Origin of the sequence: Rhodococcus sp. NPDC056506 (genome assembly GCF_042794945.1) — a bacterium.
In the GTDB taxonomy this organism is placed as follows: domain Bacteria; phylum Actinomycetota; class Actinomycetes; order Mycobacteriales; family Mycobacteriaceae; genus Rhodococcus_F.
Window position 1 is genome coordinate 83982 of sequence record NZ_JBHTSW010000012.1, and the last position, 19183, is coordinate 103164.

Annotated in this window: 18 protein-coding genes and 1 riboswitch; of the genes, 9 read left to right on the forward strand and 9 right to left on the reverse strand. The window is 62.7% G+C overall.

Translation table 11 applies throughout. The features are described from left to right. Window positions 1-3: 3 nt before the first annotated feature. The 4 genes from ACFQ6H_RS13140 to ACFQ6H_RS13155 all read right to left on the reverse strand — a co-directional run bounded on the left by ACFQ6H_RS13140 (window position 4) and on the right by ACFQ6H_RS13155 (window position 4985). Entirely contained in the window at window positions 4-579 is a 576-nt protein-coding gene (locus tag ACFQ6H_RS13140) for a hypothetical protein (protein ID WP_378646473.1), read from the reverse strand. After that, entirely contained in the window at window positions 579-2408 is a 1830-nt protein-coding gene (locus ACFQ6H_RS13145; RefSeq protein ID WP_378646475.1) for a DEAD/DEAH box helicase, read from the reverse strand. The genes ACFQ6H_RS13140 and ACFQ6H_RS13145 overlap by 1 nt, the downstream gene beginning before the upstream one ends. Before the next feature lie 118 nt (window positions 2409-2526). Then, window positions 2527-3663 carry a homoserine O-acetyltransferase gene (locus ACFQ6H_RS13150; protein ID WP_378646477.1) on the reverse strand — a complete coding sequence of 379 codons (1137 nt, stop codon included), beginning with the start codon at window positions 3661-3663 and terminating at the stop codon, window positions 2527-2529. Further along, window positions 3660-4985: a bifunctional o-acetylhomoserine/o-acetylserine sulfhydrylase gene (locus ACFQ6H_RS13155; RefSeq protein ID WP_378646479.1), complete on the reverse strand. Its 1326-nt coding sequence runs from the start codon at window positions 4983-4985 to the stop codon at window positions 3660-3662. The genes ACFQ6H_RS13150 and ACFQ6H_RS13155 overlap by 4 nt, the downstream gene beginning before the upstream one ends. A 143-nt stretch (window positions 4986-5128) precedes the next feature. Beyond that, window positions 5129-5269, reverse strand: a riboswitch (SAM riboswitch). A gap of 305 nt (window positions 5270-5574) precedes the next feature. Between ACFQ6H_RS13155 and ACFQ6H_RS13160 the strand changes: the two genes are divergently transcribed. From ACFQ6H_RS13160 to yhjD, 7 genes are all read left to right on the forward strand, one after another. Further along, window positions 5575-6798 (forward strand): NADP-dependent isocitrate dehydrogenase, encoded by a 1224-nt coding sequence (locus ACFQ6H_RS13160; RefSeq protein ID WP_378447725.1) that lies wholly within the window; start codon window positions 5575-5577, stop codon window positions 6796-6798. A 199-nt stretch (window positions 6799-6997) separates the two neighbouring features. After that, a complete protein-coding gene (locus ACFQ6H_RS13165; protein WP_378646534.1) occupies window positions 6998-8137 on the forward strand; it encodes an MFS transporter in 1140 nt (379 codons plus the stop codon). Window positions 8138-8173: 36 nt separating this feature from the next. Then, window positions 8174-9019, forward strand: coding sequence for an exodeoxyribonuclease III (locus ACFQ6H_RS13170; RefSeq protein ID WP_378646481.1), 846 nt, complete (start codon window positions 8174-8176; stop codon window positions 9017-9019). Window positions 9020-9027: 8 nt separating this feature from the next. Further along, on the forward strand, window positions 9028-9576 hold the full coding sequence (locus ACFQ6H_RS13175) for a ribonuclease domain-containing protein (RefSeq protein WP_378646483.1): 549 nt from the start codon (window positions 9028-9030) through the stop codon (window positions 9574-9576). Next, entirely contained in the window at window positions 9576-10070 is a 495-nt protein-coding gene (locus ACFQ6H_RS13180; RefSeq protein ID WP_378646485.1) for a barstar family protein, read from the forward strand. The genes ACFQ6H_RS13175 and ACFQ6H_RS13180 overlap by 1 nt, the downstream gene beginning before the upstream one ends. A 26-nt stretch (window positions 10071-10096) precedes the next feature. Next, window positions 10097-11131, forward strand: coding sequence for a tryptophan--tRNA ligase (trpS, locus tag ACFQ6H_RS13185; RefSeq protein ID WP_378545155.1), 1035 nt, complete (start codon window positions 10097-10099; stop codon window positions 11129-11131). 51 nt (window positions 11132-11182) lie between these two features. After that, window positions 11183-12217, forward strand: coding sequence for an inner membrane protein YhjD (gene yhjD, locus ACFQ6H_RS13190; protein WP_378447719.1), 1035 nt, complete (start codon window positions 11183-11185; stop codon window positions 12215-12217). Here the strand turns inward: yhjD and ACFQ6H_RS13195 are convergent. Then, window positions 12214-13524: a D-alanyl-D-alanine carboxypeptidase family protein gene (locus ACFQ6H_RS13195; RefSeq protein ID WP_378646487.1), complete on the reverse strand. Its 1311-nt coding sequence runs from the start codon at window positions 13522-13524 to the stop codon at window positions 12214-12216. The genes yhjD and ACFQ6H_RS13195 overlap by 4 nt on opposite strands. A 103-nt stretch (window positions 13525-13627) precedes the next feature. Here ACFQ6H_RS13195 and ACFQ6H_RS13200 point away from each other — a divergent pair, with 103 nt between their 5' ends. Both ACFQ6H_RS13200 and ACFQ6H_RS13205 read left to right on the forward strand, forming a co-directional pair. Next, window positions 13628-14026, forward strand: a complete 399-nt coding sequence (locus ACFQ6H_RS13200) for a hypothetical protein (RefSeq protein WP_378646489.1) — start codon at window positions 13628-13630, stop codon at window positions 14024-14026. Window positions 14027-14146: 120 nt separating this feature from the next. Continuing rightward, on the forward strand, window positions 14147-14719 hold the full coding sequence (locus tag ACFQ6H_RS13205; protein ID WP_019747666.1) for a dihydrofolate reductase family protein: 573 nt from the start codon (window positions 14147-14149) through the stop codon (window positions 14717-14719). Window positions 14720-14781: 62 nt separating this feature from the next. On the opposite strand, the gene ACFQ6H_RS13210 is transcribed toward ACFQ6H_RS13205, so the two are convergent. The 4 genes from ACFQ6H_RS13210 to ACFQ6H_RS13225 are packed head-to-tail and all read right to left on the reverse strand — an operon-like array spanning window position 14782 to window position 19172. Then, entirely contained in the window at window positions 14782-16287 is a 1506-nt protein-coding gene (locus tag ACFQ6H_RS13210) for a CoA-acylating methylmalonate-semialdehyde dehydrogenase (protein ID WP_378545140.1), read from the reverse strand. Window positions 16288-16311: 24 nt separating this feature from the next. Beyond that, on the reverse strand, window positions 16312-17196 hold the full coding sequence (locus ACFQ6H_RS13215) for a sugar phosphate isomerase/epimerase family protein (RefSeq protein ID WP_378646491.1): 885 nt from the start codon (window positions 17194-17196) through the stop codon (window positions 16312-16314). A 3-nt stretch (window positions 17197-17199) separates the two neighbouring features. Then, on the reverse strand, window positions 17200-18240 hold the full coding sequence (locus ACFQ6H_RS13220) for a Gfo/Idh/MocA family protein (RefSeq protein WP_378646493.1): 1041 nt from the start codon (window positions 18238-18240) through the stop codon (window positions 17200-17202). 26 nt (window positions 18241-18266) lie between these two features. Then, on the reverse strand, window positions 18267-19172 hold the full coding sequence (locus ACFQ6H_RS13225) for a sugar phosphate isomerase/epimerase family protein (RefSeq protein ID WP_378534265.1): 906 nt from the start codon (window positions 19170-19172) through the stop codon (window positions 18267-18269). Window positions 19173-19183: the final 11 nt, after the last annotated feature.

A 19183-nucleotide genomic window follows, 5' to 3' on the forward strand; every position in this document is an offset into this window, starting at 1 on the left:
AGGTCAGTCCCCGTAGAACGAGCGGATGTCGATGTCGCTCAAAGGGATCCACTCCGGTGACTGTGCGGATGCCGACTTCTTTCCGGCCTTGTCCGGTACGCTTCGCAGCGTAACTGCGAGGACCGGTTCCTCGTCGATTCGCCCGGCCAGGGCGTAGATCGCGGCGAGATGGTGAACGCACGGCGAGCGTCGACCTGAGCAGTCGCAGCTGGCAATGCACTCCGAAAGATCAACGGCTACTGCGATATTTCGAGCCTGCAGTTCGGTGGCGACGCTGTCCGGTAGTTCGCCGGTGGAGACGGATCTGTTGGCCTTTCCCGCCGAGCGGAGAAGGCTCTTCACTGCAGCGATTTCGGATTTGGTCCACAGCGGGACACCAATCGTCACCGACGAGGTTTTTGCTTTGGTGCTCACCTCGGCGACGACGGTCCCCGATGAGACCACGGTGAATTCCACCGACCCGTTGCGTGCGAGGGCACGAGCCGTCGGCAGGGACGGGTTCGGACCGGATGCCGCTGTCCGCTCCACCGTGCGCAGCCACGCCCGACCCCAAGCGGTGACACCGAATTCGTTGGCCATCAGATGATCACCGCGCCGTCGAGTTCGAGAAGTTCACGCAATTCGGTGTCGGGAAGATCCGCCAGGGCGGCCTCCACGTTGCCGGAAACAGCATCGGCTACAGCTCGTTTCGACTCGTGCATCGCTGCGATGTGATCCTCCACGGTTCCGCCCGTCACCAAGGTGTGGACGTTGACGGTGCGCTTCTGGCCGATGCGGTGTGCCCGGTCGGTTGCCTGATCTTCGACGGCTGGGTTCCACCACCGGTCGTAGTGCACGACGTGACTCGCGCGAGTGAGGTTGAGGCCGAAGCCGGCGGCGCGCAGGCTCAGAATCAGAACCGGCGGGGAATCCGCGTCGTTCTGAAACGCGTCGACCATCCCGTCGCGCTTGTCGGTGTTGAGGCCACCGTGAAGGAAAGGCACGGCACCGATTCCCAATTCGGATCCCAGGTGCCGGGAGAGCATCTCGCCCATCGTCCGGTACTGCGTGAATATCAGCGCGCGATCGCCGTCGTCGACGATCTCGGCGATCATTTCCGTTGCGCGGTCGAGCTTTCCGGATCTTCCGTCAAGGTCGTCCGTATCGCCGGTCACCTGTGCGGGGTGATTGCATACCTGTTTGAGGGTGGTCAGCAGCGCAAGGATGTTGCCGCGTCGGGCAATTCCCGTGCCCAATCCGGTGTCGAAAGCATCGGCAACTGCCGACCGATAGATCCGCGCCTGTTCCGATGTCAGAGTGCACGAGACATTGGAGAACTGCTTGGGCGGAAGATCCTTGGCCGCTGTGTCTTTGGTTCTGCGCAGAATGAAAGGATCGATGACCGCGGCAAGCCTGGTCGCCGCAGTGGCGGATCGACCGGATTCGATCGGGACGGCGAAGCGTTGACGAAAACGCGCGCGAGTTCCGAGGACTTCGGGATTGGCGACACGAAAGAGTGACCACAATTCTTCGAGGCGGTTCTCCACCGGCGTGCCGGTCATCGCCACCTTGACGTCGGCCGACAACCGCATTGCCGCTTTCGCAGCGAGGGAAGACGGGTTCTTGATCTGCTGCGCCTCGTCGAAGATCACCGAACTCCAGTGGATCGGGGTCAAGTGGGCCGTGTCGGAACGCAAGACGCTGTAGCTGGTCAGAACAGTGGTGCCGGCGGGGATACGAGTGGGAAGTGCGCGAGCAGTCCCGTGATGAACATGCAGTGGTAGATGCGGAGCGAATCGCTCGATCTCGCGGCGCCAGTTCCCGATCACCGAGGTGGGACACACAACCAGATGCGGACCGTCGTCGGCGCGGATCGCGATCATCGAAATCGCTTGCAGTGTCTTACCCAAACCCATCTCGTCGGCCAAGATCCCACCGCCCGAACCCGACAGCGCCGTCAGCCAGGCAACTCCCTGCATTTGATACGGGCGCAGAGTCGCCTGAATCTTTGCTCGGCGAAGGCTGTCCACGGCTGTACGCGCATCCGTGAACAACCGCACCGTGGACCGGGCGCTTCGGATCTTCGTGTCGTCGCGGTCGATCGCTGCATGCGCCGCGGTCGGAATGTCATGTGCGCCGGTCTCGACGACTCGCTTCCACGCGAGCAACGACGGTCCGAGGTCGCCGCGACCTGCATCGAGGTTGTGGAAGGCGTCGATCGCGGTGGTGAGGTCGAGCAGTTGCGCTTCGACGTCGGTTGCTGTGATCGACTCGTCGACCGGGATCGCAAGCCTGCACACGCCCGGCGACCCGGTCGGCATCCCCAGTGCCGACAGTCGCGCTGCCGGGTCTGCGTCACCCCAGAACGCGAAGGACATGTGCTCGGGAAGGTACGTAGCCTGCAGGCGCGTCGAGCATGGCTGATTCACGTTCGCCGATGCTAGCCGCGCCGGTTCACGTTCGCCAATGAAAATGTCGGGAAAACCCGCAGATCAGCTGTGGTTTTCCCGACATTGACGAATTCTGAAAATGTGGCTCTGTGCCGGATCAGCGAGCCGTGCGTGCGAACTCCATCGTTCGGCGAAGCAGTCCGGCGACGGCGTCCGCCTCCGTCAGGAAGCCGTCGTGGCCGTCCTTGGACTTGAGAATCTCGAGGCCGCTGCACGTGGAAATTCCGTCGGCGATCTCCTCCTGCAAACGGAGGGGATACAGCCGATCCGAATCCACGCCGCCCACGACGACCGGTGCCGTGATCGATGCCAACGCCGCTGCAACGCCGCCGCGTCCTCGACCGATGTCGTGCCGGTTCATGGCTTCGGTCAGGAGGACGTACGTGCTCGGGTCGAAGCGGTCGACCAGCTTGTCCGCCTGGTGTTCCAGGTAACTCTGCACAGCGTATCGTCCACCGTTCCACGGGTTTTCGTCGTTCTGGGCGGAGTTCTCGAAGCGCGCATCCAGTTCGGACTCGGTGCGGTACGTCAGGTGCGCGATGCGGCGAGCGATGCCGAGTCCGGCGCGAGGTGCCCGGCCCGATCCGTGGTAGTCACCGCCTTGCCACTCGGGATCGGAGACGATGGCAGCGATCTGCGTCGTCTGGGTGCCGATCTGATCGGCGGTGGCCCGTGAACCGGTTGCGAGAACCAACGCGGAGCGAATGCTGTCCGGGTAGGTAACTGCCCATTCGAGGGTGCGCATGCCGCCCATGGATCCGCCGACCACAGAGGCCAACTGGTCGATCCCGAGGAGATCGACGAGCTTCTTCTCCGCCGCGATCTGATCCCGGATGGATATCTCCGGGAAGCGGCTGCCCCACGGCTTGCCGTCGTCGGCCAGTGAACTGGGACCGGTCGTGCCGCGACAACCACCGAGGACATTTGTTGCGATGACGCACCATTCGCCGGTGTCGATCGGTTCGCCGGGGCCGACCATCCCGTTCCACCAGCCGGGGGAGGGCTGATTTGCGGAGATCGGACCGGTGACGTGTGAGTCTCCGGTCAGCGCGTGCTCGACGAGTACGACGTTGTCGCGGTTCGGCGACAGCTCACCCCACCGCTGAACGGCGAGCGAAACCGAGGGGAGTACCGCGCCGCTCTCGAGTTCCAGGGCGCCGATGTCGACGACCCCCACCTGGCCGTCGGCCGGGGGCAGGAGGTCGATCCTGGGCTCCAATTCGTTCACGGTCACGAGTTTGCCACCGCAGCCAGGCCGACGGTGAGATCAGCGAGGATGTCGTCGATTCCTTCGATGCCGACCGCGAGGCGGACGAGCCCGGGCGTGACACCCGAAGCGAGCTGCTCTTCGGGGGTGAGCTGCGAGTGCGTCGTCGAGGCGGGGTGGATCACGAGTGAGCGAACGTCACCGATGTTGGCGACGTGGCTGTGCAGCGTCAGGGCGTTGACGAACTTCTTGCCCGCATCGATCCCGCCGGGCAGCTCGAAGGTGACGATGGCGCCGGTTCCCTTGGGCGTCAGCTGCTTTCCACGTTCGAACCACGGTGAGGAGGGGAGTCCCGCGTAGGAGACGGAGGCCACCTCGCCGTGGCCGTCGAGGAACTCGGCGACCTTCTGTGCGTTGGATACGTGGCGCTCGATGCGCAGGCTCAAGGTCTCGATGCCCTGCGCGATGAGGAACGCGTTGAACGGTGCCACGGCGGAGCCGAGATCGCGCAGCAGTTGGACGCGCGCCTTGAGTGCAAACGCCGGGGCACCCAGGTCCGCGAAGGTGACGCCGTGGTAGCTGGGATCCGGGGTGGTGAAGTTGGTGTGGCGACCCTGCGTCCAGTCGAAGGTGCCACCGTCGACGATGACGCCGGCGATCGCGGTGCCGTGTCCACCAAGGTATTTGGTGGCGGAGTGAACGACGATGTCGGCGCCGTGCTCGAGTGGGCGGAGCAGGTACGGCGTCGCCACGGTGTTGTCCACGATCAACGGAAGACCGTTCTCGTGGGCCAGCGACGAGATGCCAGGTAGATCGAGGATGTGGTTCTTGGGATTGGCGATCGTTTCGCCGTAGAACGCCTTCGTGTTCGGGCGAATGGCCTCGCGCCACTGGTCGATATCGTCGGGATCTTCGACGAACGTGACTTCGATGCCCAGCTTACGAAGTGTGTAATGCAGGAGGTTGTACGTGCCGCCGTACAGGTACGGGCTCGAGACGATGTGATCGCCGGCCTCGGCGATGTTGAGGATCGCGATGGTCTCGGCAGCCTGACCCGAGGACAGGAGGAGTGCGGCGACTCCGCCTTCCAGGGCGGCGATCCGCTGCTCGACGGCGTCCTGCGTCGGATTCATGATTCGCGTGTAGATGTTGCCCGGCTCGGCCAGGCCGAACAGTGCGGCAGCGTGATCGGTGCTGTCGAAGACGTAGCTGGTGGTCTGGTAGATCGGCAGAGCGCGCGCATTGGTGGCGGTGTCCGCTGTCTGCCCGGCGTGCACCTGCTTGGTCTCGAACGACCAGTTCGCGGTCGGATCCGAAGCTGCTGCGGCGTCGGCTGTGTTGTCGGTCATGATTTGTTCACTCCAGTGGTCTGACGGATAGATGTCGGACGGGGGCGAATGATCGCCGCCCCGTGCTGGGGTCTATCTACAAGTGCGACACATACTGAAATACCTCCGTGGGGCTCGGCCCGGTCTGGGGTCCGTCCCTGTCGGACCCGCGCTTGTCACCCGAATTGCGGTGGAACTGCGTGAGCAGATCCACGTCGGGAAACCTGGTCATCACCCGGGGCACCCCACCGCGGTTGGAGGGTTGCCGTCCAGCGAGCCGGGGCTTGACGCTGGCACTCATGACCAAGTCGGATTCTACCGGGAAGTGAGCGCAGTCCTGACATGGGGCGAAATGTGAGCCGCAACCGCACGCGAGGCAGAGCGACGCAGCCCACTAGCAGGCAAAAGTTACTCGCGAGTAGAGACCGATGGGTGGACCTGCCGGTTGCGGCCTCACGGGTTAGCAGTACGCTTGTCTTGTTTGGGACTCATCTCCCGAGATCAGTCCACACCGTCTAGGTTTGATAATCGAACCGTTCGCGGACCCACTCACAAAGTGTGACCGCAACCGTGTAACCAGGGAAACTTCCTAGGAGGACGCGAAGCACCCATGTCCAAAATCAAGGTTGAGGGCACCGTCGTCGAACTCGACGGCGATGAGATGACGCGCATTATCTGGCAGTTCATCAAAGACAAGTTGATCCATCCGTATCTCGATGTGAACCTCGAGTACTACGACCTCGGTATCGAGTACCGCGACGAGACCGACGACCAGGTCACCATCGACGCAGCGCACGCGATCCAGAAGCACGGCGTCGGCGTCAAATGCGCCACGATCACGCCGGACGAGGCACGTGTCGAGGAATTCGGTCTCAAGAAGATGTGGCGTTCCCCGAACGGAACGATCCGCAACATTCTCGGCGGCACGATCTTCCGCGCACCGATCATCATCTCCAACGTTCCGCGACTCGTTCCGGGCTGGACCAAGCCGATCATCATCGGCCGTCACGCATTCGGCGACCAGTACCGCGCCACAGACTTCAAGGTGCCCGGCCCCGGCAAGGTGATGATCACCTACACGCCCGAGGACGGCAGCGCACCGATCGAGCACGAACTGGTCAACTTCCCCGAGAACGGCGGCATCGTTCAGGGGCAGTACAACTTCAACGATTCCATCCGTGACTTCGCTCGCGCGTCGCTCACCTATGGTCTGCAGCAGAACTACCCGGTGTACCTGTCCACCAAGAACACCATTCTCAAGGCGTACGACGGTGCCTTCAAGGACATCTTCCAGCACATCTACGAGACCGAGTTCAAGGCTGAGTTCGATGCCGCAGGTCTGACCTACGAGCACCGCCTCATCGACGACATGGTCGCTTCCGCACTCAAGTGGGAGGGCGGCTACGTCTGGGCATGCAAGAACTACGACGGTGACGTCCAGTCCGACACCGTGGCCCAGGGCTTCGGCTCGCTCGGCCTCATGACGTCGGTTCTGCTGACACCGGACGGACGGACCTGTGAGGCAGAGGCTGCTCACGGCACCGTGACGCGTCACTACCGTCAGCACCAGCAGGGCAAGCCCACCTCGACCAACCCGATCGCGTCCATCTTCGCGTGGACCCGCGGGCTCGAGCACCGTGGCAAGCTCGACAGCACTCCTGAGGTCATCGGCTTCGCGCAGGCGCTCGAAGACGTTGTCATCAAGACCGTCGAAAGCGGCCAGATGACCAAGGACCTCTCGATGCTGGTCGGCGGAGATCAGGGCTACCTGACCACCGAGGAGTTCCTCGGCGCACTCGACGTGAACCTGCAGAAGGCCATGGCCGCGAAGTAGATTCACCGCTTCACCTTTCGAATGGGACGTCCGGGAAACCGGGCGTCCCATTTGTGTTCGCGGTCTCACGTGAGTGAACTCACCCGCTCTCACTTGGAAGTTCAACCAGGTGTGAGATCACAATTGATCAGTGACTTCGTCTACCCTCTCCCGTTCTGACGCCTCGACACCCGGGGTTCGTTCCGCCAGAGGTCCGGCGATGCTCGCTCTCGCCCTCGGCGGTTTCGGTATCGGCACCACCGAGTTCGTCGCCATGGGACTGCTCCCGGAAATGGCATCCGGGCTCGGTGTCTCGGAACCCATCGCAGGCCACGTGATCTCCGCGTACGCGCTCGGGGTTGTCGTCGGCGCTCCGCTGATCGCTGCTCTCACCGCCCGGGTACCGCGCCGCACACTGTTGATCGCGCTCATGGTCGCCTTCACCGTCGGCAATGCCGCCTCGGTTTTCGCTCCCTCGTACACGACGCTGATGATGGCTCGCTTCGTCGCCGGATTGCCGCACGGCGCGTACTTCGGAGTCGCCGCGTTGGTCGCAGCTCACCTGGCCGAACCCGGAAAACGCGCCAAGGCCGTGGCGATGGTCATGATGGGTCTTTCCGTGGCCAACGTGATCGGGGTACCGGTCGCCGCCTGGATCGGTCAGGCACTCGGCTGGCGCAGCGCCTTCGCTTTGGTCGCCGTGATCGGGGTGGCAACCGTTGCTTCGCTCTTCGTCTGGATTCCGCGTTTGGACGGCATGCCGGTGACGAATCCGATCACCGAACTCGGAGCGCTGGGCCGCGTCCAGGTGTGGATGACGCTGATCGTGGGCATGGTCGGGTTCGGCGGCATGTTTGCCGTCTACACCTACATCAGTACGACGCTCACCGACGTGTCCGGGCTCGGCGCTTCGTTCATTCCCCTGGCACTCATGCTCTACGGACTGGGCATGGTGGCCGGCAACTTCGTCGGCGGATACCTCGCGGATCGTGCCCTGATGAAGGGCCTGTTCTTGTCGATGGGATCCCTCGTGGTGATCCTCGCGGTCTTCGTGATCGCTGTGCGCAATCCCTACACGGCACTGATCTTCGTCTTCCTCATCGGTCTCGCGGGGTCCTCGATGGTTCCAGGTCTGCAGACACGGCTGATGGACGTCGCCGAGGACGCTCAGACCCTGGCTGCTTCCCTCAATCACGCCGCGCTGAACATCGCCAACGCCTTCGGAGCGTGGATCGGCGGCGTCGTGATCGCGGCCGGTTACGGGTACACGGCGCCCGCGGCAGTGGGGTCTTTGCTGGCGGTCGCGGGTCTTGCCGTGCTGGCGATTGCAGCGATTCTGCAGCGTAGGGCCGTACGCTGACCTGGGCGCCGATCCACGTCGGTGGAATCGGCTACGGTGCTTGCCGTGCCACAAACTGCTGACTCCCACATTCTTGCTCCCCACACCATCACGTCCGTGAACGTCAACGGCGTTCGAGCAGCGGCCCGCAAGGGCATGCTCGACTGGCTGGAGAAGACGTCGGCGGATTTCATCTGCCTTCAGGAAACGCGTGCGTCGGACGATCAGCTTCGTGAGACCCTCGAGCCAGCGCTCGGCAACGGATGGTTCCTGGTCTCGGCCGAGCCGTCCGCGAAGGGACGCAACGGAGTCGCGGTGCTCTCACGCACCGAACCCGACGCGGTGCGGATCGGTCACGGAGACGACGAATTTCTCGACGCCGGTCGATACATCGAAGCCGACTTCGCCGATCTGACCGTCGCGAGCCTGTACCTGCCCTCCGGGGAGGCACTCACACCGAAGCAGGAGGAGAAGGAACGCTTCATGGCGTCCTTCGCGGTTCACCTCGCCTCCACCGCCGCAGCGGCCGAGGCTGCCGATCGCCACGTGGTGGTCAGCGGCGACTGGAACATCGCGCACACCGAACTCGACCTCAAGAACTGGAAGACCAACAAGAAGTCTTCGGGATTCCTCCCGGAGGAGCGCGCATGGATGGACCTTCTGTTCGCCGACGATTCCGCGTGGGTGGACGTCTTCCGCACCCTTCACCCTGGTGTCGATGGTCCTTACTCGTGGTGGTCGTACCGCGGCAAGGCATTCGACAACGACTCGGGGTGGCGTATCGATTACCAGGTTGCCACCCGCGGCTACGCCGAGCGGGCCAAGGTTGCCCTCGTGGAACGCGCTGAGTCCTACGACCTCCGTTGGTCGGACCACGCACCTGTCACCGTCTCGTACCGGTAGGAACGCGCATGCCTGAAGGTCTGAAGATGCCGAGCGCAAAAACGCGCAACGCCATCATCACCGTCGTCGTTGCCGTGGTGGCGCTTGTGCTGGCGGTGACGCTTTCTTCACGCGACTCCGACAGTTCGGCGTCGTCCGGGACGTCGTCGGTCACCAAGTCCTCGAGCGTCCAGTCCTCGAGTGTTCAAGCCAAGCCTGGCGCCACCACCAAGGCTGCGCCGTCGAGTTCCGCGCCGTCGAGTTCCGCTGCCAAGACAACGCAGCAGGCAAACAGCGATGCGCCGGCGCGAGTTCTCGCCACGCTCGTGGAGATCGACGCCGGGAGGTGGCCGGATTCCGCCAACGCGCCGGGAACCAAGGGCGGCATCACCTTCCGCAACAGCGAGGGGCGTCTGCCTGCTGTCGGGGCGGGTGGTGGACGTGTCTTATATCAGGAATGGGACGTCAACGCGAAGAAGAACGGCCAAGGCCGCGACGCCGAGCGAATCGTCACCGGCAACGACGGTTCGGCCTGGTACACCCTCGATCACTACGACACGTTTGTGAGGATTCGCTGATGTCCGATTCGTCTACGGTCAGCGTGGCGCAGTGGCTGGATCCGTCTTCGGATGTCGCTTCGGTGGCGCTGCAGGGCGACCCGGCCGTTGCAGATGATCTTGCACGTGAACTCCGTGGCGAGAATTTTGTCGTTCGGGTGGTTCGTGGCGAGAACATGCGGACTACGTCGCAGGTCTTCGACGAGTTCGCGGCGGCCTTCCAGTTTCCGTCCCACTTCGGGCGAAACAAGGATGCTTTCGACGACGTCATGCGCGATCTCGACGACGTACTCGGATTGGGCGCCGGATATGTAGTTGTGATCCGAGGTGCGGGTTCTCTACTGTCCGAGCAACAGGATCAGTTGGAGTGGTTCCGCGAAACGATGGACTTCTACACCGAAGAATGGGAACCCGTCGTTTTCCGGACCGTCTACCAGTTCGGTGAAGACGACCTGAGCGCCCCCGGTGAAGACCTCGTCGAACTCGACTACCCGGGCACCACGCCACCGCACTGATTTCCACTCGTGAAAAGATCGGAACCATGTCGACCCCTGCAGAACAGAAGCCCACCGCAAAGCCTCGCGTGCTTTCCGGAATCCAGCCGACGTCGGATTCTTTCCACCTCGGCAACTACCTGGGTGCGCTGCAGCAGTGGGTTCCGTTGCAGGACGATTTCGACGCGTTCTACTTCATTCCGGATCTTCACGCCATCACGGTGACGCAGGACCCGAAGGAACTGCGTCGTCGCACCAAGGTTGCGGTGGCTCAACTTCTGGCGCTGGGTATCGATCCCGATCGGGCGACGCTGTTCGTGCAGAGTCAGGTTCCCGAGCACGCGCAGTTGGCGTGGGTCCTGAATTGCATCACCGGTTTCGGTGAAGCCAGCCGTATGACGCAGTTCAAGGACAAGTCCGCCAAGCAAGGCAGCGACAACGCCAGTGTCGGTTTGTTCACGTATCCGGTTCTGATGGCCGCGGACATCCTCCTGTACCGCCCGCAGCGAGTCCCGGTGGGTGAGGATCAGCGCCAGCACCTCGAACTCGCACGCGATCTGGCCGGCCGGTTCAACACCCGCTACGGCAAGGCGTTTGTCGTTCCCGAGCCGCAGATCATCAAGGGCACGGCAAAGATCTACGACCTGCAGGATCCGACCGCCAAGATGAGCAAGTCCGCTGCCAGTGCGGCAGGACTGATCAATCTGCTCGACGATCCGAAGGTGTCGGCGAAGAAGATCAAGTCGGCCGTCACCGACAACGAGCGCGAGATTCGCTTCGACCCGCAGGCCAAGCCGGGCGTCAGCAACCTACTCACCATTCAGTCGGCGCTCTCCGGAGTACCGATCGAGACTCTGGTGGCCGGTTACGAAGGCAAGGGGTACGGCGACCTCAAAACCGATACCGCTGATGTCCTGACCGAGTTCGTCACCCCGCTCAAAGCGAAGGTGGACGGTTACCTCGCCGACGAGGCGGAGCTGGATCGCATCATCGCGGCCGGAGCGCACCGCGCCCGCGAGGTGTCTTCACGCACTCTCGCCGCTGTCTATGACAAGGTCGGATTCCTGGCACCGAAGGGCTGACCGACGCGAATTCGGACTCACGACGCCTGACCGAACATGAGGGGGACGGCAATGGCTGACACGGACGACGACGCACCCAGCTTTCTGGAGAAGCAACGGGCAGCGCGACCTTGGCTCGATCATCTGGTTCGCGCTGCTGGACGGTTCCAAGAGCAAAAGGGCGACTACTACGCTGCGGGAATCACGTACTTCAGCGTTCTGGCACTGATTCCGATCATGATGGTCGCGTTTGCCGTGGCTGGTTTCGTATTGGCCGGGCATCCCGAGTACCTGGAGTCGATTCAGGAGCAGATCACCAAGAGCATTCCTGGCAGCTTGGGTGACACCATCAACACGCTGATCGATTCGGCTATCGATTCGCGCGCCAGCGTCGGAATCTTCGGTCTCCTGGGTGCCGCGTACGCGGGTCTGGGTTGGATGGCAAACGTTCGCGACGCGCTGACGGCCATGTGGGAGAGCAAGCGCGAGCCGAAGGGTTTCGTGCGTACCAAACTCGGTGACGCGGGGGCACTTATCGGTCTCGCCCTCGCCATGGTCGTCTCGCTCGGAATGTCGGCGCTGAGCAGCGGGCCGGTAGCCACTCAGATCGTGAAGTGGCTCAACCTCGAAAACATCACCGGTGTCGGTGTGGGGCTCAGAGTCGTTTCACTGTTGCTCTCACTCCTCGCGACGTGGGCGGTCTTCCTGTGGGTGATCGCCCGGCTACCGCGCGAGCCTGTCACGCTGCGAAGCGCCGCGCAGGCAGCGCTCATCGCCGCGGTTGTGTTCGAGATCTTCAAGCAGGTGGGTGCGATCTACCTCGCTGCCGTCACCGGTGGCCCCGCGGGTGTGGCATTCGGCCCGATCATCGGTTTGCTGGTGTTCGTGTTCACGGCGTCGAGGATGCTGCTTTTCTGCACGGCGTGGGCGGCGACGACAAAGGAAAGTATGGCTTTGGCCTTCGTTCCTCCGCCCGATCCCGCAGTGATCTCGCCGCGCGTGGTTGTCAGCGATGGTGCCTCACCGTCGCGTGCCGTTGCATTGATCGCCACGGGTGCGGTTGCCGGCCTGGGTCTTTCGGGCTTCCTGCGTCGTCGGCCGCGTTAGCGCCGTCGACGGTTGAGGGCGACTGCTCCCGCCACCAGCGCGATCACCACTACTCCACCGACCGCGCCGATGAGGATGCGGTCCGTGGTGTCCGACTCGCTGTCGGTGGCAGTGGGTGCTGCCGAGATCGAGCCTGGTGCAGCGGCAGACGGTGTGCGGGTGACGTCGGGCGTGGCGTCTTCGGTCGATCGGTCCGTCAACGAGCCGACGGTTGTGCTCGCTGGGAGTGCATATCCGTAGTCGAGTAGACGGGCGGCTTGCTCCCACGGACGGATCGGCTTGGCTTCGCCGCCCATCAATGTCACCAGTAGTTTCCGGCCGTTACGCTCCGCGGCACCCACGTACGTGTGGCGCGCGTCGTCGGTGAAGCCGGTCTTGCCGCCCAATGCACCGTCGTAGTTGTAGAGCAACTGATTGTCGTTCGCGAGAGTGAATCCGGGCCGGTCCTGATCGTCGGGAATTGTCGGGTCCTTGGGGAAGCCGGGGAACTCGACGGTCTCGGTATGGATCAGACCGGCGAATGTCGGGTTCTGCAGTGCGGTATGGAATATCACGGCCAGGTCGTACGGTGAGCTGCTCATCCCCGGGCCGTCGAGTCCGGACGGAGTTGCCGTGCGAGTATCGAGGGCGCCGAGGTCGGCGGCGAGGGCATTCATCTTCGACACGGCTGCAGCATCACCGCCGAGTTGACGGGCAAGAGCATGCGCTGCATCGTTCCCCGACGCCATTACCAGACCTTGCATCAGCTGTCGGTTGGTGTACTTACCGCCCTTGCCGATGCCGACGGCACTACCTTCAGCGTCCGCGTCCTCGGCCGTTGCAGTGATTTCGGTGTCGAGATCGAGTTCGTCGAGAGCGACGAGAGCCAACAGCATCTTGATGGTGCTGGCCGGTCGGTAGCGACCGTGCGGGTCTTTGGCGGCGAGGACCTCGCCGGTGTCAGCATCCGCGAGTACCCATCCGGATGCCGCGATGTCGGCCGGGAGCGGGGCAGCGCCGTCTGGGAGCACAACACCACACTCGCCGAGCTTGCCTCCACCGACGGGGCTCTCCGGAATCGGGACAGCAGTCGGGACCGTGGATCCGGGCGCGGGAGCTTCGGAGAGATCGATCGCCGGTGCCGGGCTACTCGTGAAGGGGCAGCTGTCGGTGTTGGGTGTGGTGAACGGCGCCTCGGTGGTGGTCGGCGGCGGCGGGGCCGGTTGGGCGCCGGCGATTCCCGAGCTACCTACGACACCGGAAAACGCAATGCTCCCTGAGAGCACTGTTCCGGCCACTGCCACTGCACACTTTCGACGCCACATCATCGATATACGAGGGTATGCGAACCAGAGTGAACGTCCGAATCGCCACGCAAGCGCGGGGACCGAAAACAGACGATTCGGTTTGTACATCGGTCATAGTGGACGGATGAACTTCGCAGGTACGCGTGGACGCCGGACGCTCGCGGCAATGACGCTCGTCGGAGCGTTGGCCGCTGTCGTCGGATGTTCCGGCGATTCGGAACCGTCGGCCGAGAGCCAAATCTCTGCCGTCGTCGGTCAGAGTTTCGAATTCATGGCCGACAGGGACTGGGAGGCAGTGGACAGCACTCAATGCAGTTCGATGCGCAGCGAGAGTCCGCGAGTCGAAGAGTCGCCGTTCGACGACGCACTTGCCAGTCTGAGACTGGACGGTGTTGAGAACATCGTGGTGAACGGGGATTCGGCGACGGCCAACACTCGCCATTACAGCACCGAGGATCCGTCCGCGATGATGCGCGAGGACATCACATTGATCAAGGAGAACGGCGCCTGGGTTGTGTGCTGACGTCTTCGGATGCTGACGTTGCCGATTGCCGTCGATGAGTTCCCCGACCACGCAGAGTCTGTAACAGTGGGGTAGTCGACTACTCGAATGGCGCACACGCACTGACGACAGGGGATCGGTATGGGCAAGATCGTGGTGACAGAATTCGTGTCTTTGGACATGGTGATGGAAGCGCCCGGTGGTGAACCGGGTTATGCGCACACTGGATGGGTCTTTCCATACCAGGAGGGCGATCAGATGAAGTTCAAACTCGACGAAACCCTCGCCGCGGACGTGCTTCTACTCGGTCGGCGGACGTACGAGAGCTTCGCCGGTGCCTGGCCTGAGCGCGAAGACGACCAGGGCTTTGCGGACAAGATGAACGAGATGCCCAAGTACGTCGTCACGAGTTCGACCGAACCGCTCGAATGGAACAACTCGACGGCGCTCGACGGTCCCATCGAGGAATCCGTTCCGAAGCTGAAGGAGCAGATCGACGGCGAAATCCTGGTCGCGGGAAGTCGGACGCTCGTCCACGCGTTGTTGCTGGCCGGTCTGGTCGACGAGCTGCGACTGATGGTCTTCCCGGTCATTCTCGGGTCCGGCGGGAGAGTGTTCCCCGAATCGGCCGACAAGATCGACCTCGAGTTGAAGGACGATCGTCGGTACGAATCCGGAGTTCAGGTACTGACGTACCACCCTACGGTCGCGTAGACCTCTCGAAAACATCTGTGGCCGAGCCTCTTCGAGAGTCTCGGCCACAGATGTCTTTCCGGCTAACTGTTCTCGGGGAAGCCGAGGTTGATACCGCCGTGGCTGGGGTCGAGCCAGCGACTGGTGACGGCTTTACCCCGCGTGAAGAAATGAACACCTTCGGTCCCGTGTGCGTGGGTGTCGCCGAAGAGGCTGTTCTTCCAGCCGCCGAAGCTGTAGTAGGCCATGGGAACCGGGATGGGGACGTTGATGCCGATCATGCCGACCTCCACCTCGTTCTGGAAGCGTCGGGCAGCGCCGCCGTCGTTGGTGAAAATGGCGGTGCCGTTTCCGTACGGATTGTTGTTGATCAGTTCGAGGGCTTGGTCGTAGGTGTCGACACGCACGACGGACAGGACAGGTCCGAAGATTTCGTCCGTGTAGATCGACATGTCGGTGGTGACGTGGTCGATGAGGGTGGGCCCGAGCCAGAAGCCGTCAGCTCCACCATCGGCCTGAACTGTGCGTCCGTCGACCACGATGGTGGCGCCGTCCTTCTCACCTGCATCGACGTAGGAGGCGACCTTGTCGCGGTGGGCCTGGGTGACAAGCGGACCCATGTCGGAGTTCTTGGTGCCGTCGCCGGTGACGAGGGGAGTGGTGCGTTCGACGATCTTGGCCACGAGTTCATCTGCAATGTCGCCGACCGCTACGAGGGCGGAGATTGCCATGCAGCGTTCGCCGGCGGAACCGAATCCCGCGTTGACCATTGCGTCGGCGGCGAGGTCGAGGTCTGCGTCCGGTAGAACGATCGCGTGATTCTTGGCGCCGCCGAGTGCTTGGACGCGTTTGCCGTTGGCGGTGCCGGTGGCATAGACGTACTGGGCGATAGGGGTGGAACCGACAAACGAAATCGCTTTGACTGCTTTGTTTTCCAGGAGCTCGTCCACGGCGAGTTTGTCACCTTGGAGGACGTTGAAGACGCCGGGAGGCAGACCGGCTTCGGCCCAGAGTTCGGCGAGCCAGATAGCGGCAGTGGGGTCCTTCTCCGAGGGCTTGAGAATCACGGTGTTCCCGGCGGCGATGGCGACCGGGAAGAACCACATGGGGACCATCGCGGGAAAGTTGAAGGGGGAGATGATGCCGACGGGGCCGAGGGGTTGGCGGATGGAGTAGACGTCGACCTTGGTCGAGGCGTTCTCGGTGTATCCGCCTTTGAGGAGATGCGGTATTCCGCAAGCGAATTCGACCACTTCCTGCCCGCGGCTGATTTCGCCGAGGGCGTCGGAGAGAACCTTGCCGTGCTCGGCTGTGATGATCTCGGCGAGTTCACCTTTGCGAGCATTGAGGAGTTCGCGAAAGCTGAACAGTATCTGTGTGCGCCGGGCCAATGAGGTGTCACGCCAGGCGGGGAAGGCTGCGGCAGCCGCGTCGATGACGGTGCGGGCGTCCTCGAGGTTCGCCAGGGCCAGTCGGCCGGTGATCTGTCCGGTGGCGGGGTTGGTGACGGGGGCGGTGTCCTCGGACGTTCCGGCGAACGGCTTGCCGTCCAACCAGTGCGCGATGACACGAGTATCAGTGCTGGTCATGGTATTTCCTAGTGGTCTGGTGACTCAGGAGTTCGGGGAGGTGTACTTGGCGACGTAGTCGTTCATCGTCTCGCGCTGGTATCGGGAAACCTCGTGCGCGTTTTCGTTCTCGGCGAAGACGCTCGACACCATCACGGTGTTCTCACGTTCGTAGAAGCCGAGTTTTCCCAGGCCTCCGAAGAATTCGTCCCAGTTGACGTCTCCGTCACCGATCTTGAGATGTTGATGCACTCGAACGGCGTTGCCTGGCGGGTTGGTGATGTAGCGCAGTCCGTGGGAACGGTGATGGTCCATGGTGTCCGCCACATGAACGAGTCGGACCATGTCGCCGGCGGCCTCCATGATAGCGGGAAGGTTCCCACCCATATGGAATTGGTGGCACGCCACGATCACCATGCCGAGGTTCTTGGAGTTCACGCCGCGGATCGTGCGGATCGCGGCAAGTCCGTCTTCGACAAAATCGTCCGGGTGTGGATCGATCAGGACGTCGATTCCCTCGCGCTCGATGATCGGAACCAGTTCCTCCATCGAACGATAGAACGCACGCTCGGACTCTTCGGCTTTTTCGGGGCGGCCGGAGAATTCGGTGTTCATGACGTTGACGCCGAGGTCGACGGTGATCTGGATGGCCCGTTTCCAGTACCGCACTGCTGCTTCGCGGGCGTCCTCGTCCGGGCCGGACCAGCGAAGGACCGGTAGCACCGAAGCGATGCAGACTCCCGCACTCGCGCAAGCCTTCCGGAATTTGGCAACGAGTGCGTCGTCAGCTTTCGGGTGATTGAAGAACGGGATCATGTCGACGTGCGGTGTGAGTTGCAGGTACTCGTACCCGAGATCGGCAACAACCTGAGGAAGCTCGAGCAGTGAGTAATCGTGGTGGAACGGTGTGGGATCGAGCGCGACCTTCATCGTTTACGCTCCGGCTACCGAGGTTCGCGGAACCATGTCGACAACGACGCACTGACCCGACTCCAGAGACTTCACACCGGCGGCGCAGACCGCGGCCGCGGCGTAGCCGTCCCAGGCGCCGGGGCCGTCGATGTAGTGACCGGTGTCGGCGCCGGTCTTGGCGGCCTTGATCCAGCGGGCAAACTCGGTGTCGTACGCCTGCCCGAAGCGTTCGCGGAATCCTGGGGTGATCTGCCCACCCCAGTTGCCGGGCTTGCTCTTTCGGATCAGCCCCACGTCGAGTCCGATCATCGCGCTGCCGAGTTCGCCGACAACCTCGGTGCGCACCTCGTAGGCGACGCCGGTGGTGACAAAAACCTCGGCATCGACGTGCCTACCGGATTCGGTCTCGAAGATCGCGATCTGCGGGTCCTGAATACCCGCGGGAGCCAGCGAATTCGCGGCCGGTCGGATGATCTGGACGGAGGTGATTTCTTCGTCGAGCAGAAAACGTGTCACGTCGACCTCGTGGACGAGTGAGTCCTTGACGATCATCGCGCTGTCGAAACCCTTCGGAACCGCAGGATTACGATGCGCACAGTGCACCACGAGCGGGCGACCGAGATCGCCACTGTCGATCAAATCCTTGAGCTGGGTGTATTCGTGGTCGAATCGCCGCATGAAGCCGACCTGGATCAGCTTCTTGCCCAGCGCTGCTTCGGCTTTCACGATCGCGAGCGAACTGTCCACGTCGGTGGTCAGCGGCTTTTCGCAGAGAACAGGCTTGCCCGCTTCGAGGCAGGCAAGAACCTGCTTCTCATGGGTCGGGCCCGGGGTTGCGAGAACAACGGCGTCGACGTCTTCGGCTGCGATGGCATCGAACGGGTCGACGACGACGCGCGCCCCTGGCGTCAGTGCTGCGATTTCCTCGGCGCGGGCCAGCGAGTAGTCGTTGACGACGGTGACGCGGGCACCGCCGATCTTGTTGGTGATGCGGCCGACGTGATCGGCCCCCATGATGCCGACGCCGAGCACTGCGATCCTGAGATCCTGGTTGTCAGACATGCGGTGGTACTCCTCGATTGTGTTGCTCAGCTGAAACGGACGGCGGGGACGCCACAGGTGGACAGGTACTTCTGGGTGCGCGCTGCGATGGGCAGCGGTGTGTCGGGATGGCAGGGATACATGTCCTGCTCGACGATCGCGAACACGTCGATGCCGAGTTTCTCGATGGCCTCCAGAAGCGGTGGCATGTCGGGGATTCCGCGCGGCGGTTCGATCATGGCACCGAGTTTGACGGCCTCACCGAACGGCAGGTCCTCCGCCTCAACCTTGGCGACGATCGCCGGATCCACCTGCTTGAGGTGTAGGTACCCGATGCGCTCCGGATGTTTGTCGATAATTGCGAGATTGTCGCCGCCGCAGTAGCTGATGTGGCCGGTGTCGAGACACAGATTCACGAAACGCTCGTCGGTCCCTTCGAGGAACTTGTAGACGTTGTCCTCGATGTCGACGTGACTGTCGGCATGAGGGTGGTATTGCGCCATGACGCCGTACTCCTCGAGCATTGCCTTCCCGAGAGCGTTCATGCCGTCGGTTTTCTTACGCCACTGCTCGGGCGTCAGATTGCGGTCTTCGAGTACCGCTCCGGTGGAAGGGTCGCGCCACATCTCAGGGATGACCACCACGTGCTTGCCGCCGACGGCTGCGGTCAACTTGGCGACGTCCTTGATCTGATTCCAGACGGCATCCCAGGAATCGTCCTGATGCAGGTGTTCGAAAACGGTACCGGCCGAAAGCTTCAGGCCGCGGGCACCGAGTTCGTCCGTCAACTTGGCTGGATCGGTCGGAAGGTATCCGAACGGGCCGAGTTCGATCCATTCGTATCCCGACGCGGATACCTCGTCGAGGAATCGTGTGTAAGGGGTCTGCTGTGGATCGTCCGGAAACCACACGCCCCAGGAGTCGGGGGCTGATCCGACGCGAATCGCGCTCATGTCTAGATTCC

Excerpts from the sequence above, each read along its gene's own strand:
- ACFQ6H_RS13140 (WP_378646473.1), bottom strand. The coding sequence starts at position 579 with ATGGCCAACGAATTCGGTGTCACCGCTTGGGGTCGGGCGTGGCTGCGC.
- ACFQ6H_RS13155 (WP_378646479.1), bottom strand. The coding sequence starts at position 4,985 with ATGACCGACAACACAGCCGACGCCGCAGCAGCTTCGGATCCGACCGCG.
- ACFQ6H_RS13160 (WP_378447725.1), top strand. The coding sequence starts at position 5,575 with ATGTCCAAAATCAAGGTTGAGGGCACCGTCGTCGAACTCGACGGCGAT.
- ACFQ6H_RS13165 (WP_378646534.1), top strand. The coding sequence starts at position 6,998 with ATGCTCGCTCTCGCCCTCGGCGGTTTCGGTATCGGCACCACCGAGTTC.
- ACFQ6H_RS13175 (WP_378646483.1), top strand. The coding sequence starts at position 9,028 with ATGCCTGAAGGTCTGAAGATGCCGAGCGCAAAAACGCGCAACGCCATC.
- ACFQ6H_RS13180 (WP_378646485.1), top strand. The coding sequence starts at position 9,576 with ATGTCCGATTCGTCTACGGTCAGCGTGGCGCAGTGGCTGGATCCGTCT.
- trpS (WP_378545155.1), top strand. The coding sequence starts at position 10,097 with ATGTCGACCCCTGCAGAACAGAAGCCCACCGCAAAGCCTCGCGTGCTT.
- yhjD (WP_378447719.1), top strand. The coding sequence starts at position 11,183 with ATGGCTGACACGGACGACGACGCACCCAGCTTTCTGGAGAAGCAACGG.
- ACFQ6H_RS13195 (WP_378646487.1), bottom strand. The coding sequence starts at position 13,524 with ATGATGTGGCGTCGAAAGTGTGCAGTGGCAGTGGCCGGAACAGTGCTC.
- ACFQ6H_RS13200 (WP_378646489.1), top strand. The coding sequence starts at position 13,628 with ATGAACTTCGCAGGTACGCGTGGACGCCGGACGCTCGCGGCAATGACG.
- ACFQ6H_RS13205 (WP_019747666.1), top strand. The coding sequence starts at position 14,147 with ATGGGCAAGATCGTGGTGACAGAATTCGTGTCTTTGGACATGGTGATG.
- ACFQ6H_RS13210 (WP_378545140.1), bottom strand. The coding sequence starts at position 16,287 with ATGACCAGCACTGATACTCGTGTCATCGCGCACTGGTTGGACGGCAAG.
- ACFQ6H_RS13215 (WP_378646491.1), bottom strand. The coding sequence starts at position 17,196 with ATGAAGGTCGCGCTCGATCCCACACCGTTCCACCACGATTACTCACTG.
- ACFQ6H_RS13220 (WP_378646493.1), bottom strand. The coding sequence starts at position 18,240 with ATGTCTGACAACCAGGATCTCAGGATCGCAGTGCTCGGCGTCGGCATC.
- ACFQ6H_RS13225 (WP_378534265.1), bottom strand. The coding sequence starts at position 19,172 with ATGAGCGCGATTCGCGTCGGATCAGCCCCCGACTCCTGGGGCGTGTGG.